Source organism: uncultured Hyphomicrobium sp. (genome assembly GCF_902826555.1).
Taxonomy (GTDB): Bacteria; Pseudomonadota; Alphaproteobacteria; order Rhizobiales; family Hyphomicrobiaceae; genus Hyphomicrobium_C.
In genome coordinates this window covers 1-14,577 of sequence record NZ_CADEFI010000041.1, presented here as the reverse complement: position 1 = coordinate 14,577, position 14,577 = coordinate 1, and the positions used below count along the sequence as shown (strand labels likewise).

The following is a 14,577-nucleotide window of genomic DNA, read 5'->3' as shown; positions in this document are numbered from 1 at the left end:
CTACTAATACGCTGGTCTATATTGCGTTTTTCCGTTGCGATATTGAGGCGGGGTCATGGGGTGTCGTGCACGTATTGCCGCACTAATATTTTCGATTGGAGTTGCGTCGCAAGTCGCTCATGCAGGGAAGGACGACATTGACGCTCTTTACGCCCAGGTCACATCCCTCACGTCCGAACAGCGATATCTGGAAGCGTTGCCGATTGCCGAGCGCTACCTGAAAGCGACAGCCGAGCAACATGGCGACAGCTCGGTCGAGTACGCCGATTCCCTGACGACGATGGGTTCGGTGTATCTGGAGCTGAGCAAGTTTTCGGAAGCGGAGAGCGCGCTTTCCCGTTCCCTCGATATCTATGAGCGAGAGGGGTACCAGGACGACCCATCGATCTCGCCAACCCTTGAGTATCTGGCAAGCGCGCACAGTGTCAGTGGCAATTTCAAGGACAGCGAGGCCCTGCTGTTGCGCGCGATCGCTATCGACACCAAAGCCCACGGCCTCAAGTCTGTCGAGGTCGCAAATCATAACAATTATCTTGGAGTGAACTATTGGCGGCAAGGCAACAATGCAGCTGCGGAGAAGACCTTCTTGGACGTGCTTCCGATCTACGAGCGGGAGTTCGGCAAGAATAGTGCGCAGGTTGCAACCGTTGTCGGAAACATCGCGGTTCAGCGGCAAGAGCGCGGCGACTATGTTGAAGCGGAGACGGCCTATAGGCGTGTTGTGACGATAAGGGAGCGCGAGCTGGGGTCCGACAACCCGCTTGTTGGTCAGTCTCTGGGAAACCTCGGAACGCTGCTGAGCGAGCTCGGTCGATTTGGCGAAGCGGAGCCCATCCTTAAGCGCGCGCTCTCATTGAGCGAGGCGGCGTATGGCACAGACGACATCTCGACCGCGTTGGCATTGAACAACCTGGGCGCTCTCTATCTTGCGATGGGACGGCACGACGATGCGTTGGCCCTGATGGAACAAGCGCTCACGATCAATGAGAAGCTTCTCGGAAAAGACAGCCCGGATGTCGGGACGGCGCTGGTCGGCCTAAGCTCCATTTATTTCGAACTCGGCCGATATGCCGATGCGGAGCGCGCGGGCAGGCGCGCCCTTACCATTTTTGAGGTCGCATTCGGCCCTGATCACGAGCAGGTGGCCGTCGCCCTCAACAATCTCGGGGTTACCGTAAACAGGGTCGGTCGCCGCGACGAAGCCGTTGGGTATCACGTTCGCGCCAAAGACATTCGTGAGAAAGCGAACGCGTCGTCCACCTACGAGTCGCTGAACAATCTCGCGAACGTGTACGTCGAGCTTGGCCGGCGCGATGAGGCAAAGGCGCTGTACCTGCGTTCGATTGAGTTGATGCAGAAGATGCTCGGACCGAACCATCCCAACGTTTCGGTGGCCTATAACAGTCTGGGCTTTCTCGCCTATGCGATGGAAGATTGGTCGGGAGCGCGGAACTACTGGTTCTTGTCGTCGGAGATCTTGCGACGCAGATTTGACGCCGCGTCTCAAAAGGTCCAAGCGGCGGTAAGCAAGGATCTCGATGCGCGAGACAAGGCCTATCACTTCACCGGCTTCGTGAAGGCGTCGTACATCCTCGCGGAAAAGCAGTCGGCCGGCGAACGCGCCGTAGCGGCGGCCGAGACGTTTGAAGCTGGCCAAAGAGCGCTCCACTCTCAGGCGGCCGAGGCATTGTCATTGTTGGCTGCCAGGCGGACGCCCGGCGATCCCAAACTGCGGAAAGCAATTCGAGATCGGCAGGATTTGGTACGGTCATGGGAGGCCGCAAACCGCGAGGCGTTGGTCGCACGGTCTCGCCTCTACGGTGGCGACAACGAAGAGATGCGATCCCAATTGTCGAAGCAGTCGGAGGCGATCGGCGATCTCGAACAAAAGCTTCGCTCACTCGACGAGCTGATCTCGGCTCGCTTCCCGGGTTATGCCACGTTGGCGAGCTCGAGCGTGTTGCCGGTTGCCGAGGTGCAGGCGCGCATCTCGGGCGACGAAGCGGTGATCATGCTTCTAGACACGCTCCAGGCGCCCCCGAAAGCGGAGGAAACGTTCGTTTGGGTGATCACGCCGCAGGATGTTCGTTGGGTCCGCTCGCCATTGGGGACGGAAGCGCTTCAGCGAGAAGTGGCTGCGCTGCGGTGCGGGCTGGATCTTGCGATGTGGAAGGGTGAAGGCGCCAAGACATGCGCGGAATTGACGGGGCTCGCATCCAAGCCCCGCACGCTGCATTTCGATACCAAGCGGAGTTACGAGTTATTCAAGGGGCTGCTCGGCGAGGTTCAGCAAAACATCGCCGGAAAGCGCTTGTTGATCGTGCCGTCGGGGGCGCTGCAGCAGCTCCCGTTCCAAGTTTTGGTCACGGCTGACCCCAAGGAAGGCATCCCGCCCCATTGGCTGATCCAAGATCATGAGATCACCATTCTGCCGTCGGTTGCTTCGCTCCAGCGCCCGTCGGCCGAGAAGCGAGGTGCCAATCGACAATCGTTCCTGGCGTTCGCAAATCCAGCCTTGAAGGGCAACAGCGCGACCGTCGATCGGGACACCCTCGTTGCCATGAGCGAGCAGAAGACGACGTGCGCCAAGGTCCGGGCATTTCGGGATCTCGAGGATATGAGTCGGACTTTTTCTCTCATGGACGGTCCGGTGCAGATGCACGATGGGCTCGCGGATGTTGAGAAGCTCACCTCTCTGTCCCCAATCCCTGAAACTGCCGATCTCGCCTGCGATGTCGCCAAATCGTTGCGAGCGCCCGACGACAAGGTGGTTTTGTCGACGCAAGCCACAGAGTCGAGGATCAAGAAGCTCAGCGCATCGGGAGAGTTGTTGAAGTACTCCGTGGTGATGTTCGCCACGCACGGGTCGATCGGCGGCGAGATGGCGATATCTTCGCAGCCGGGCCTGATTCTCTCACCCCCGAAAACGCCGAGCAACGCCGACGATGGATACCTCGCTGCTTCCGACGTAATGGATCTGCAAATGGATGCGGACTGGGTGATCCTCGCCGCGTGCAACAGCGCGGCAGGGAACGGCGGAAATGCGGAAGCGCTATCGGGCCTCGCCAAATCCTTCTTCTATGCGGGCGCGCGCTCACTACTCGCATCGCATTGGGCGGTTCGGGAGGATGCCGCTGCGACGATCGTGGCTGATGCCGTACGCCTCAAAGCCGCTCAGCCGTCTCTATCCGCGGCCGGAGCGCTCCGCAGCGCTTTGCTCCCAATTCTTGGGTCGGGCGATCCCATCAAGTCCGAGCCCGCGTATTGGGCGCCGCTGGTGATCGTGGGAACGGGCGCGAGCTGAGGTCGCAAATGGCCGAAGCGGCCGGAAGTCTCAAAAGCTTAGGCAGAATCAATGCCTTTGGAATGGTGGGTGTGCACAGATTCGAACTGTGGACCCGCTGATTAAGAGTCAGCTGCTCTACCAACTGAGCTACACACCCATCGCCGTTGTAAGGCCCGGAAAACACGGAGGCCCAAAGGACGGCAAAGGGCCCCTGCGGGAGGGGCCCAACGCCGGTTCGTCTAACACTGGCAAATCCCCTTGTCCAGCCCGGATATGACCGGAAAGGTGGCTCCGTTTCCGGAGGCCGCGCAAAGCCGCCGCCCGTCAGCCGATCTGCTCGGCTTTGGCCGTTTTCTGCCGCTTGAGCATCAGTTTGTTGAGCGCCGCCACATAGGCGCGCGCCGAGGCCACCATGGTATCGGTGTCGGCACCCCGGCCCGTCACCACGCGCCCGTCCTCGGCGAGCCGCACCGACACCTCGGCCTGTGCGTCCGTGCCCTCGGTGACCGCGTGCACCTGGTAGAGCTCGAGCTTGGCCGTGTGCGGCACCAGCATGTGGATGGCAGCGAAGATGGCGTCCACCGGGCCGTTCCCATTGGCGTGCACGGTCTGTTGCGCTCCGTCGATGTCGAGCGTCAGCGTCGCCGACTGCGGCCCGCTCGTCCCGGCGATCACCTGCAGCGCCACCACCTTCATGCGGTCGTGCGCGTGCGCAATCTCCTCGTCGACGAGCGCTTCGATGTCCTCGTCGTAGACGTGCTTCTTGCGGTCGGCCAGCGCCTTGAAGCGGTTGAACGCGTCCTCGAACGCATTCTCGCCCAGCACATAGCCGAGCTCGGCGAGCTTGGTGCGGAACGCGTTGCGCCCCGAATGCTTGCCCATCACCAGCGAGGTCTTTCCGACGCCGACCGACTCCGGCGTCATGATCTCGTAGGTCTGCTGGTGCTTGAGGATGCCGTCCTGGTGGATGCCGCTCTCGTGCGCGAACGCATTGCGACCGACAATGGCCTTGTTGTACTGCACCGGGAAGTTCGTCACCGCGGAGACAAGCTTGGAAGCCCGCGCCAGCATGGTCGTTTCGATTCCGGTGCGGTAGGGCAGCGCGTCGCCGCGCGTGCGCACCGCCATCACCACTTCCTCGAGAGCCGCGTTGCCGGCCCGCTCTCCGATGCCGTTGATGGTGCACTCGATCTGCCGCGCACCCGCCTTCAACGCAGCCAGCGAGTTGGCGACCGCGAGACCGAGATCGTTGTGGCAATGTGTCGAGAAAATCGCCTTGTCGGCATTCGCCACCCGCTCGCGCACCGCGCGGAACATCTCATAGTATTCCTCGGGCGTCGCGTAGCCCACCGTGTCCGGCAGGTTGATGGTCGTGGCGCCGGCCTTGATGGCGGCGTCCACGCATTGACAGAGATAGTCGATGCCCGTGCGCGTGGCGTCCATCGCGCTCCACTCGACGTCCTCGACCAGGTTGCGCGCGCGCGTCACCGTCGCGGTGATGATCTCCAGCACCTCGGCCTCTGTCTTGCGCATTTGATGCGCGAGATGAATGGGCGAGGTGGAGACGAACGTATGGATGCGCCCGCGCTGGGCGTGGCGAACGGCCTCGCCGGCCCGGTCGATGTCGGCGTTGATTGCCCGCGCGAGCCCTGCAACCGTCGCCCGCTTGACACGCTTGGCGATGGCCGAGACCGCCTCGAAGTCGCCCTCGGAAGCGATCGGGAAGCCGGCTTCGATGATGTCGACGCCCATGGTGTCGAGGCAGTCGGCGACCTCGAGCTTCTCCTCGAACGTCATGGTGGCGCCGGGGCACTGCTCGCCGTCGCGCAAGGTGGTGTCGAAAATGACGACGCGGTCGCCGTCGGAGGCTTGAGTGGTCATGGAACTATGGTCCTTCCTCGGGGCCGAGCCACGGTCGGGGCATCGGCGGAGATCCTATCAGCAACTGGTTTCGCATCCCCTGAGCACCTGCCCGGCATCGGCCGGGCCCCCGGTTCTCAGGGGCTGATAAGGAGGAGGGTCAGCAGGCCGGCAGCGCGCAGGGCCGCGCGGTCGGGCGCGAAAGCGCCGATCCGGGGCAGGTCTGGGCTGGTTGCCAAGGGGCTCATGAGCGAGCGTCTCTGTTGCCTATCCGTTGACACTTACGCGAACCGCCCCCCCGAATGCAAGGGGGAGACGCAAAGGCCTGCCGCGGCTGGTTACCTCACCGTCGGCTTGAAATCGGCATTGATGGCCTTCAGCAGCGGCCCATCGCGGCCGTACACATCCTGGTAAAACCGCGCCGATCCGTCAGGCTGGGGATCCACCGTCCAATAGAGCAGGTGCACCGGGAGCGGCTTCGGCAGGTTCACCTGCGTGAGCTTGCCGGTCTTGACCGTCGCGTCGATTTTCGCCCGGTCCCAGCCCACGCGGTTCCCGAGCACGATCTCCGCGAGCTTCATCGGATCTTCGACGCGAATGCAGCCGTGACTGAAGGAGCGCCCCGACTTGCCGAACAGGCCGCGCCCGGGCGTGTCGTGGAGATAGACGGAGTATTTGTTGGGAAACAGGAACTTCACGAGCCCGAGAGCATTGGCGGGCCCGGGCGACTGCACGATGCCATAAGGAAAGGTCGAGGCAGTCCATTGCGACCAGTTGACGGTATTGGGATCGACGCGCCCGCTGGAGCTGGTCAGCACGTAGTTGTTCGCAGCCAGATAGGTCGGATCGGTGGAGGCTTTGGCGAACAACTCGCCCTTGACGATGCTGCGCGGAACCGTCCAGTCCGGGTTGAGCACGACGTGCTTCATGTCGCCTTTGAAGATCGGCGTCTTTGTATACGGCCGTCCGACGATCACGCGCGTGGCCCACACGGGCTTCTTGTCGAGGACGACCCGCAGATAGAAGCCGGCGATGTTGACGATCACCATGTCGTCGCCGAGCGCCCGCAGCGTCCAGCGGGCGCGCTCGAGGTTGACGCGGACCTGGTCGATGCGCTGGGCGGGGGTGACGTTGAGCTCCGCAAGGGTCTTGGGACCGAGCGCGCCGTCGTCGTCGAGCCCGTGGAACTTCTGGAAGCTCGCCAAGGCTGCCGCCAGGTTCTCGTCCAGGACGTCGGAAGCGGCGCTGGCGTCGTCCTGCAGTTCCCCCGTAACGGCAAGACGCTGGCGCAACGCCAGGATGCGCGGATCGCGTCCGCCCGGTTTGATCGGCGCTCCCGCAGGGATGATGGGCCAGCCGCCCGCGACGTCGTACTGCGTGTAGGATTGCAGCGTCGCCTTGAGCGCTTTGTAGGCCGGATGATCGACCCGCGCCCTTTCGACCAGGGCCGCGATCTCTCCAGCCGCGATTGCCGACGAGATGATCTTGACGGGATCGTCCGAGAGCATCGGCTGCGAGAAGTTCCAATGCGGATCGAGGCCGTTTGGGCTCACCTTGCCGAAGAAGAGCTGGTAGAGCAGCCGGACGAGCGCATCGCTGAGAATGATGTCTGTTTCGATGGCGCGCGTGTCGGTTGCGGTGGAAGGCGCGTGCGCGGCGACGATCTGATCGTGAAAGTCGCTGGCCGTGAGGCCATCCTCCCAGCTCCGTTTGATGGCGTCTTTCAGCGCGGCGACGGACGCTTCGTTCGTCCATGCCAGCCGGTAGCCGAGCGCGGCATACATCTTCGGAAGAAATTCATAGGCGGCGATGGGAACGTCGCCGACGACCCGCCCTTCTGCGCTTGAGAAGCGGTCGAGCCGCGACTTGAGATCGGGCAGGGTGACCACCGCCTGCGAGGGTTCGGGTGAGCTCTGCGGTGGTGACGGGGACTGGGCAGCAAGCGGCAAGCTGAGGAGAAAAACCGAAGCGGCCGCCGCCAGGGCCCGGACAAAAAATGACATGCACGACCTGTCCACGAGATGCTGGATAGAGCACGAGTGATCCAAGCGTTCTTAGCCCAAGGGGCGGCTTGCCGGCCAAAAAACAACAACATTGCTTTAGAAGCCCCGCAGCATTGTGAGACCGACACGGGTGACCTTAAAAAAAGCCGCGGGCCGGTGTCGGCTGCAACGGGCGGCGTTCGTCTTGGAGTTATTGGGGGCGGCGGAACGCTCTGGGTCCATGGCCCCTTAAGAGGGTGGACAAGCAACGGGAAGGAGATCCCATGTCGAAGGCAACCGCAAAGTCAAAGCCGGCGGCGAAGTCCGGCGCCGCTAAGGCCGACAAGCCCGTGAAAGGGAAGTGGGATTCCCGGCGCATGCCGACGGTGACGCCGCATCTCGTCGTCGCTGGCGCGGCAAAGGCCATCGAATTTTACAAGAAGGCATTCGGTGCCGAGGAGATGATGCGTCTGCAAGGGCCGGACGGCAGCATGTGGCACGCCTCGGTGCTGATCGGGGACTCGGTCGTCATGCTCGTCGACGAGATGCCTGGCATGGGGTCGCTGGGACCGAAGGCCCTCAAGGGGACGCCGGTCACCATTCACCTGAACGTCCCCGACGTCGATGGTTCCATCGAGCGCGCGGTCAAGGCGGGCGCGAAGGTCCTGATGCCGGCGGCCGATATGTTCTGGGGTGACCGTTACGGCGTCATCCAGGACCCGTTCGGCCACAAGTGGTCGGTGGCGACCCACATCCGCGACATGACCGTCGACGAGATCAAGGCCGCGATGCCGAAGGGCGGGATGTAGCCATCATCGCCCCGCTGTTTACACCTCGAGCGTGCCCTCGCTCACCCGTACGCTCGATCCGCCGATGCGCACCGTGGTGAGCTTGCCGCTCGCCACGACGAGCGTCAACGCGATCAGGCTCGGCCGGCCCATCTCATAGCCTTGCTCGACGACGCGTTTGTGCGTGCCGTCCGGCAGGCCGTCGAACTGATGCACGAGCCCCGCGAGCCCCACCGCGGCCGAGCCCGTCGCCGGATCTTCCGGAATGCCGACCTGGGGCGCGAACATGCGCACATGGAAGGCGCTGTTCGTGTGCTCGCACTGGCGCGTGTACACATAGACGCCGGAAACGCCTTGCTCCTCGAAAGCCTTCTCCCAATGGGAACCGTTGACGCGGGCCCGCCGGATCGCCTCGAGCGAGGAGACGGGGACGAACGCGAACGTGTGGCCGGCCGCGTAGCAGAGCGGCTTGTGGTTCTCGAACCCCACTTCGCTCGGGATGAGGCCGAGCCCGGCCGCAACGACGTCGACAGGCGGCAGCACGCCGGCTTCCGCCGGCAGCTTCGGAGCGTCGAACTCGGCGAAGGCCGCCGTCCCCGCGCGGAACCGCGCTCCGACGCGCACGGTCCCGATACCTTGTTCGAGAATGACGAGCGCGTCCTTCTCGCCGTTGTGCGCCGGCGCGTTGAGCTCGGCGAGCAGTGTCGCCGTGCCGATGGTGGGATGGCCTGCGAATGGGATCTCGCTCCTCGGCGTGAAGATGCGCATTTTGGCAGAGTGGGCCGGGCGCGTCGATGTCTGCACGAACACCGTCTCCGAGAGGTTGAACTCCCGGGCGATGCTCTGCATCAGCTCGCCGCTAAGGTCATCGGCACCCATCACCACCGCCAGCGGATTGCCGCCGAAGCGCTGGTCTGTGAAAACGTCGAGCGTGTAGAACTTGAGCCCCATGTACTCCCCCGCGAGCAAAGCGGGCGCACAATGCCCTATCCCGGATGCCGCTCCAAGCGGTTCGCCGCCTCAGGAAAGAGTTTTCAAGTGCGGGAGGTGGCTTAGCAACGCCAGCGCGTAGTCCGGCATCGGCAATTCGGCGTTTCGTTCCTCGGGCGCGGCGAGCACCAGGTCGGCAAGCTCGCTGTCGGCGTCAGCGGAAATGTGACGGCGGATTTCGTCGAGAAGCGCCGCGCCCGGCAGGCCAGAGCGATACGGGACGGCAATCGAGAGCACGGGCCCCGCAATCGTGATCACATAGCCCTGCCCGCGCGCGATGGCCGGTGCCGAAAGCCCCGTCTCCTCCAGGATCTCCCGCGCCACGCTTCCCTCGATATCGATGCTGCCGTCCTCGCGCACGTCGCGGGCGTCGATGAACCCGCCCGGCGGGTAGCAGAGCCCGCTGTTGAGGTTTCCCGCGCGCTGCCGCCCGAGCAGCACACGGCCTTCGGCCGACAGCAGCAGCGCCGATCCGAAGGCATCCATGACCCCCGTGTCCGGCCAACCGGTCTCGCGCCAGTAGAGAAAGCTTCGGAAATCCGTACGCAGGAAGCGGGCCGAGAGCACGCCATCGCCGGAAAGATTGTACTGTGTAAGAAGATGAACCACACCGTTGAAGAAGTTCGGCGTTACCAGCCGCCTGCGCTCCCAATGTGCGCTGATGGCCTCCCGATGCCGGTCCGAAAACAGCCACGGATCGTCCGTAACGTGAAGATCGACACGCGCAGCCTGGAAAACACTTGTCTCATCGCGTCTCCACATTCGTCGCCTCGCTGCCTGGAGCCCGGGCCGAACCGGAAACCACGATCGGCCTTAGGCTCCCCCTGGCCATAACAATGACATATGGTCCGTGAATTGGCTCGTCGAGCTGATGATCAGTGTCTGTGCTTCATGAAAAAAGGCGATCCATACGGCCGGGAAGAGCCCAGCGGTGGCCGCTGGCGGCATCGTCGGGCAAAAAGGGGGCTTATGGGAACGCTCGGCGTTCTCGTGGCGAGCCTCCTGTCCGCCTGCGCGTCCATCGATCGTCTTCCGGCGGTGCCGCTCTCGCTCGCGCCCGAGATCAGGCCGCTCGACATTCCCTACGCGCGCTTTTACGCGGACGGCGATCCGGCCACCTTCCGGGCCCTCGCCTACGAGACGGTGGCCAAGGCGATGGCTCGCCGAAAGGCAGCCGGAATTCCAGCCGACAAGAAAATCACCACCAACTTCCTTGCAATCTCGGGAGGCGGCGACGATGGGGCCTATGGCGCCGGCCTGCTCATCGGTTGGACTGCGCGCGGCGACCGGCCGGAATTCGCCGTCGTTACGGGCATCAGCACCGGCGCGCTTTCGGCGCCGTTCGCGTTTCTCGGCCCCGAGTATGACGACGAATTGAAGAGCGTCTACACCGAGACCAGCGCCGACGATATTTTCAGCAAGGAGCCCGTCCTCGGTATCCTCTCCGGTGACGCCGCCACCGATACCACACCGCTCAAGCATCTGATCGCGCGTTACGTCGATCAGGCGATGATCCGCCGCATCGCCGAGGAGCACGACAAGGGGCGCTTGCTGCTCATTGCGACCACCAACCTCGATCAGGCGCGATCCATCATTTGGAACATCGGCGCCATCGCCAAGAGCACCGACCCGCGGGCGCGCGAGCTGATCATCGAAGTATTGCGGGCGTCCGCGTCGATCCCAGGGGCATTCCCTCCCGTAATGCTCGACGTGACGGTCGACGGCAAGCGCTACGAGGAAATGCACGTCGATGGTGGCGCAATGGCGCAGGTGTTCCTCTATCCGCCGTCTGTGCGCTTGAAGACCGTTGACCACGTCCGTCCGAACCACAACGATGTCGCCTACATCATCCGCAACGGTCGTCTGTTCCGGGCGGAATCGTCCGTGAAGCGCCAGACGCTCGCCATCGCCGGGCAGGCGATCTCCACCATGACGGCCGCCAATGGCGTCAACGATCTCTACCGCATCTATCTCACGACGCAGCGTGACGGCGTCGACTACAATCTCGCCTATCTTGAGGACGAGTTCGACGTGCCGTATACGGGGCCGTTCGACAAGACGTACATGAACACGCTGTTCGAATACGGCTTTCGCAAGGGCAAGGCCGGCTACGCATGGCACAAGCTGCCGCCGGGATACGAGAAGTAGAGTTAGAGCTTCTCGCGCGATTGAATTCGATCCCAATCAACCAGAACGACGAGCGACGCCATGAGCAGCGATAGACGTCCCGAGACCCTCTATTTCGAGGACATGCCTGTCGGCTTCCGAAGCGCCACCGGATCTGTGACTGTCGATGCGGAAGCCATCAAGGAGTTTGCCGCACGCTTCGATCCGCAACCCTTCCATCTCGACGAGGTCGCGGCCAAGACGACGTTCTTCGGTGGTCTCGCCGCCAGCGGATGGCACACGGCCGCGCTCACCATGCGGCTCCTTGTAACGAGTGGGCTGCCGATCGCCGGTGGCGTGATTGGCGCCGGCGGCGACGTGCAATGGCCGCGGCCCACGCGTCCGGGCGACAGGCTCACCGTCGTCTCGGAGGTGATTGCCGCCAAGCCGTCGAACTCGCGGCCCGAACGCGGCATGGTCACGGTGCGGAGCGAGACGTTGAACCAGAACGGCGACGTGGTGCAGGTGATGACGGCCCGCCTCGTGGTGCCGCGCCGGCCGACGGCGCTGGCCTAGGGTATCTCCCGCCAAGTGTTACACCATAGCATCAGTGGCACTTATTGGCGGGCTCTGAAAATACGATTGGCCGGGCAGGGACCTCTTGCGATACGGTCACGTTTATAAGACGGGCGGATCGCAATTCCGCGTTAACCCAACCCAAGGAGAAGACCCATGAAGACCTGGATGAAGCCCTCGGTTCGCGAGCAGGAAGTCGGCCTCGAGGTGACCTCGTATCTGCCGGCTGAGATCGACCTCATCTAAGGCGGTCACACGCTCTGCATGAATTGTGCGGCGGTCGCAAAGCGGCCGCCGCTTCGTTTTTGACGGTCATCCGCCCGGCGTGAAGCTGCAGAAAAGCTTCCGGACGTCCGCATCGCTGCTCCACCCTGCGGTGGCCCCCTTGGGCACGAAACACGTGTCGCCCTTGACGAACGTCTCCTCGCGCCCTGAACCATCCGACAGCGTCACCGATCCTTCGAGAACGTGCATCATTTCGTGGCGCGGGAACGCGACGGCCTTGCGCCGGTAGGGTGTCGCCGACCAGATCCCAGCCGTCAGCTGACCGGTGAGGTCCGTGAAGGCGAGAGCCTCGCGGCAGGTGGGGGCATCGCTCAGGAGCAGCGCCGCATCCGGTCCGTCGACCGGCACCAGCCCCGCCGCTGCGTCGATCTTGCGCGCTTTGAGCGTGCCCGGGTTCTCAGTCACGAGTCCGGACGCGTCGCTGTGTATGACAAAGAATTTCTTAAGGTCGCCCTCCTGGCGCCAGGAGCAGACGGTGCCCTTGGGAATGAAGAACGCGTCGCCCGCCGCGACATCGAGCCGGCTGCCGTCGGCGTGATCGATCGACACCGCGCCGTCGAGCAGGATCATGACTTCATTGGTCGACCACGGTCCCATGCGTCCGGTCATCGGCGAGCACGCCCACACGCCGACCATCAGCCCGTCCGCCGCATCGTCGAGCCACAGGTGGCCGTATTGTTGACCGGTGCCCGCGATAAGTTCGTCGCTCGGCATCGCTCCCCAATCCTCGAGCTGTCCCGTTCCTGAGGGGGAGAGGCGTACGAAGCCTGTCATGGATTTTTTCCCGATGCTGCGAGCGAAGTGTCCGCGCGACGCGCGATTGCGACATTTTCTGGACCATGATCCGTCATCATGACGCGCGCCGAGTGGCATGACGTATATGTGAGAAATATATCATCGATTTTCACTTTGCCTCGCCGGTACCTGGGTATTTACTCCTGTCCGCGAGGGGCACGTAGCCGAAAGGTGGACACACACACAGACCGCCGAAGCGGAACGAGGGAACCGGCCAAGAGCTCTGGAGTTCAAGCCGGGCAACTGAGCAGAGAGTGAGCGTAACCGGAGTAACCGCCTCATGAACAACTCAGCAGCTCCTTACAAGCTATCGACCAAGACAGCCGCGACCGTCACCTACCTTTACGCCAAAGATCGCATCGCCGGAGAACCTCCGATCCGTTACCCCTGGACCGATGAGCTGGAGCGCCGCTGCCGTGCGGTTGCCCGCTGGAGAGGAAGCGAGCAGGGCCTTAAAGAGACAATGATGCCCAAGTAGCGCGTGGACGCGTTGACGTTCCCGGCCTGCAAGATTTGAATCACGACACACCGATATGCGCCGGCCGTGGCCACCTCAATGGTGGCTGTGGCCGCCGTCATCGCCCTGAGCGCCGAGGCCCCGCACGGAGAGCGTGACGTCTGCCACCGCGCCGCTCTTGAAGATGAGCTTCACCGGCACGCTCCCGCCTTCGACCAGCGGCTGTTTGAGCTCCATGAGCATGAGATGCATGCCCCCGGGCTTCAGCTCGACGCTGCCTCCCGCCGGAATTTCGAGCCCCTCGGCAAGGCGCCGCATGCGCATCACGCCGTCGGTCATGGTCATGTCGTGAATTTCGCCACGCCCCGCGACCGGTGTTTCGACCGAGACGAGGGTGTCGGCGGCCGTGCCCGTATTGCGGATCGTGAGGTAGCCCGCGCCAACCTTGGCGCCATCCGGCGTCGCGCGCGACCACGCGCCCTCGACGGCGAGCGAGCCGACCGTCACCTTGCCGCCGCTGGATTTCGCATCGCCATGACCGTGAGCATGCCCGTCGCCATCACCGCTTCCAGCCGCGATCTTGAGCACCGCCGCCGGAGCCTTGAGGTCGTGCGCGTCAACGCCGTCCGCAGGCACTTCGGACCAGGCTAGCTCGCCCTTGGCGCACACTTGCACGACCTTGAAGTAAAGCGCCTTGTCTGTGATCTCGCGGGCAATGAAACCGGACGCCACGAACTCGTCGTAATAGTCGTCCGAAAGCTCGCCTCCAGACCATTCGATCTGTTTGACGCCCTCGCTGAGAGGGCCGTGATAGAAACCGTAGCTTTGCGCATAGGGCCCGCGCGCGGTCTTGATCGTCCAGCCGGCCTTGGGCATCGGCTTCACGCCGATGAAACCCTCGGGGATCTCGACGCGCACCGTATGCGTCGGCGATCCGTCGCAGCCGTGAGGAATTTTGAACACGGCCTTGTAGGATTTGCCGCGCTCCGTCTCGGCCTTTTCCAGGCCGACATGCGCATGAGCGGGTGCGCCGGCAACGAGAAGCACTGCCGCGCAACCCGATAGGATCAATTTATACGGTGTCATGATGTAAGCCTTCCGAGCTTAATTCAGGGATGCGTCTGATGATGGGGTGCATGTTCGGTGCCGTCGCCTTGCACGACACCTTCGAACAGCGAGAACTTGGTGCGCCGCTCGGGGGGCACGGGAGCTTCCGCGGCAGCGAGATCCGTTGCAAGCCGCGAGGCATCGCTGGGCGGTACGCCGGCTTCGGCAAGCCAACGCGCCTCCTTCAACGGATCGCCGCTGCAAAGCACGACCGACCAGCCCTTGTCGTCCCGCCGCAGGAGTGCGCGGCCGCCATGCGGACCCTGCGTCCAACTGGCTATCGCATGATGGCCGGAGATAACCACCGGGTCGATCGCCACTTTGCTGCCGGGCTTATCCCAGGTT

13 protein-coding genes and 1 tRNA gene are annotated in these 14,577 nt (G+C 63.3%); 6 read left to right on the top strand and 8 right to left on the bottom strand.

What is annotated here, in order from left to right:
- Positions 1-55 precede the first annotated feature (55 nt).
- Positions 56-3,304, top strand: coding sequence for a CHAT domain-containing tetratricopeptide repeat protein (locus QZV93_RS14650; RefSeq protein WP_295559366.1), 3,249 nt, complete (start codon positions 56-58; stop codon positions 3,302-3,304).
- A 63-nt stretch (positions 3,305-3,367) separates the two neighbouring features.
- Here QZV93_RS14650 and QZV93_RS14645 read toward each other — a convergent pair.
- From QZV93_RS14645 to QZV93_RS14635, 3 genes are all read right to left on the bottom strand, one after another.
- A tRNA-Lys gene (locus QZV93_RS14645) sits at positions 3,368-3,443 on the bottom strand.
- A 167-nt stretch (positions 3,444-3,610) separates the two neighbouring features.
- On the bottom strand, positions 3,611-5,167 hold the full coding sequence (locus tag QZV93_RS14640) for a 2-isopropylmalate synthase (protein ID WP_295559365.1): 1,557 nt from the start codon (positions 5,165-5,167) through the stop codon (positions 3,611-3,613).
- Positions 5,168-5,484: 317 nt separating this feature from the next.
- On the bottom strand, positions 5,485-7,149 hold the full coding sequence (locus QZV93_RS14635) for a L,D-transpeptidase family protein (protein ID WP_295559364.1): 1,665 nt from the start codon (positions 7,147-7,149) through the stop codon (positions 5,485-5,487).
- Between the two features lie 356 nt (positions 7,150-7,505).
- Here QZV93_RS14635 and QZV93_RS14630 point away from each other — a divergent pair, with 356 nt between their 5' ends.
- Positions 7,506-7,937: a VOC family protein gene (locus QZV93_RS14630; RefSeq protein ID WP_295559382.1), complete on the top strand. Its 432-nt coding sequence runs from the start codon at positions 7,506-7,508 to the stop codon at positions 7,935-7,937.
- Between the two features lie 18 nt (positions 7,938-7,955).
- On the opposite strand, the gene QZV93_RS14625 is transcribed toward QZV93_RS14630, so the two are convergent.
- The gene (locus QZV93_RS14625) at positions 7,956-8,867 is read right to left on the bottom strand and encodes a PhzF family phenazine biosynthesis protein (protein WP_295559363.1); all 912 of its coding nucleotides are present in this window, start codon (positions 8,865-8,867) and stop codon (positions 7,956-7,958) included.
- A 69-nt stretch (positions 8,868-8,936) separates the two neighbouring features.
- Positions 8,937-9,668: an NUDIX hydrolase gene (locus QZV93_RS14620; protein ID WP_295559362.1), complete on the bottom strand. Its 732-nt coding sequence runs from the start codon at positions 9,666-9,668 to the stop codon at positions 8,937-8,939.
- 207 nt (positions 9,669-9,875) lie between these two features.
- Here QZV93_RS14620 and QZV93_RS14615 point away from each other — a divergent pair, with 207 nt between their 5' ends.
- The 3 genes from QZV93_RS14615 to pqqA all read left to right on the top strand — a co-directional run bounded on the left by QZV93_RS14615 (position 9,876) and on the right by pqqA (position 11,834).
- Positions 9,876-11,054 carry a patatin-like phospholipase family protein gene (locus tag QZV93_RS14615; RefSeq protein WP_295559361.1) on the top strand — a complete coding sequence of 393 codons (1,179 nt, stop codon included), beginning with the start codon at positions 9,876-9,878 and terminating at the stop codon, positions 11,052-11,054.
- Between the two features lie 60 nt (positions 11,055-11,114).
- Positions 11,115-11,588 carry a MaoC family dehydratase gene (locus QZV93_RS14610; RefSeq protein WP_295559360.1) on the top strand — a complete coding sequence of 158 codons (474 nt, stop codon included), beginning with the start codon at positions 11,115-11,117 and terminating at the stop codon, positions 11,586-11,588.
- Positions 11,589-11,744: 156 nt separating this feature from the next.
- Positions 11,745-11,834 (top strand): pyrroloquinoline quinone precursor peptide PqqA, encoded by a 90-nt coding sequence (gene pqqA / locus QZV93_RS14605; protein ID WP_020086227.1) that lies wholly within the window; start codon positions 11,745-11,747, stop codon positions 11,832-11,834.
- 66 nt (positions 11,835-11,900) lie between these two features.
- Here the strand turns inward: pqqA and QZV93_RS14600 are convergent, their stop codons facing one another.
- Positions 11,901-12,647 carry a cupin domain-containing protein gene (locus QZV93_RS14600; RefSeq protein WP_295559359.1) on the bottom strand — a complete coding sequence of 249 codons (747 nt, stop codon included), beginning with the start codon at positions 12,645-12,647 and terminating at the stop codon, positions 11,901-11,903.
- 301 nt (positions 12,648-12,948) lie between these two features.
- Here QZV93_RS14600 and QZV93_RS14595 point away from each other — a divergent pair, with 301 nt between their 5' ends.
- Positions 12,949-13,146, top strand: coding sequence for a hypothetical protein (locus QZV93_RS14595; protein ID WP_295559358.1), 198 nt, complete (start codon positions 12,949-12,951; stop codon positions 13,144-13,146).
- Positions 13,147-13,221: 75 nt separating this feature from the next.
- Here QZV93_RS14595 and QZV93_RS14590 read toward each other — a convergent pair whose 3' ends face one another.
- Both QZV93_RS14590 and QZV93_RS14585 read right to left on the bottom strand, forming a co-directional pair.
- The gene (locus QZV93_RS14590) at positions 13,222-14,211 is read right to left on the bottom strand and encodes a DUF1775 domain-containing protein (protein WP_295559357.1); all 990 of its coding nucleotides are present in this window, start codon (positions 14,209-14,211) and stop codon (positions 13,222-13,224) included.
- 23 nt (positions 14,212-14,234) lie between these two features.
- The coding region (locus QZV93_RS14585) for a copper uptake system-associated protein (RefSeq protein WP_295559356.1) at positions 14,235-14,577 on the bottom strand (343 nt) is incomplete at its 5' end.

Coding starts and splice junctions, on each gene's coding strand:
- QZV93_RS14650 (WP_295559366.1), top strand. CDS start 56: ATGGGGTGTCGTGCACGTATTGCCGCACTAATATTTTCGATTGGAGTT.
- QZV93_RS14600 (WP_295559359.1), bottom strand. CDS start 12,647: ATGACAGGCTTCGTACGCCTCTCCCCCTCAGGAACGGGACAGCTCGAG.
- QZV93_RS14625 (WP_295559363.1), bottom strand. CDS start 8,867: ATGGGGCTCAAGTTCTACACGCTCGACGTTTTCACAGACCAGCGCTTC.
- QZV93_RS14615 (WP_295559361.1), top strand. CDS start 9,876: ATGGGAACGCTCGGCGTTCTCGTGGCGAGCCTCCTGTCCGCCTGCGCG.
- QZV93_RS14635 (WP_295559364.1), bottom strand. CDS start 7,149: ATGTCATTTTTTGTCCGGGCCCTGGCGGCGGCCGCTTCGGTTTTTCTC.
- QZV93_RS14630 (WP_295559382.1), top strand. CDS start 7,506: ATGCCGACGGTGACGCCGCATCTCGTCGTCGCTGGCGCGGCAAAGGCC.
- QZV93_RS14620 (WP_295559362.1), bottom strand. CDS start 9,668: ATGTGGAGACGCGATGAGACAAGTGTTTTCCAGGCTGCGCGTGTCGAT.
- QZV93_RS14590 (WP_295559357.1), bottom strand. CDS start 14,211: ATGACACCGTATAAATTGATCCTATCGGGTTGCGCGGCAGTGCTTCTC.
- QZV93_RS14610 (WP_295559360.1), top strand. CDS start 11,115: ATGAGCAGCGATAGACGTCCCGAGACCCTCTATTTCGAGGACATGCCT.
- QZV93_RS14640 (WP_295559365.1), bottom strand. CDS start 5,167: ATGACCACTCAAGCCTCCGACGGCGACCGCGTCGTCATTTTCGACACC.
- QZV93_RS14595 (WP_295559358.1), top strand. CDS start 12,949: ATGAACAACTCAGCAGCTCCTTACAAGCTATCGACCAAGACAGCCGCG.
- pqqA (WP_020086227.1), top strand. CDS start 11,745: ATGAAGACCTGGATGAAGCCCTCGGTTCGCGAGCAGGAAGTCGGCCTC.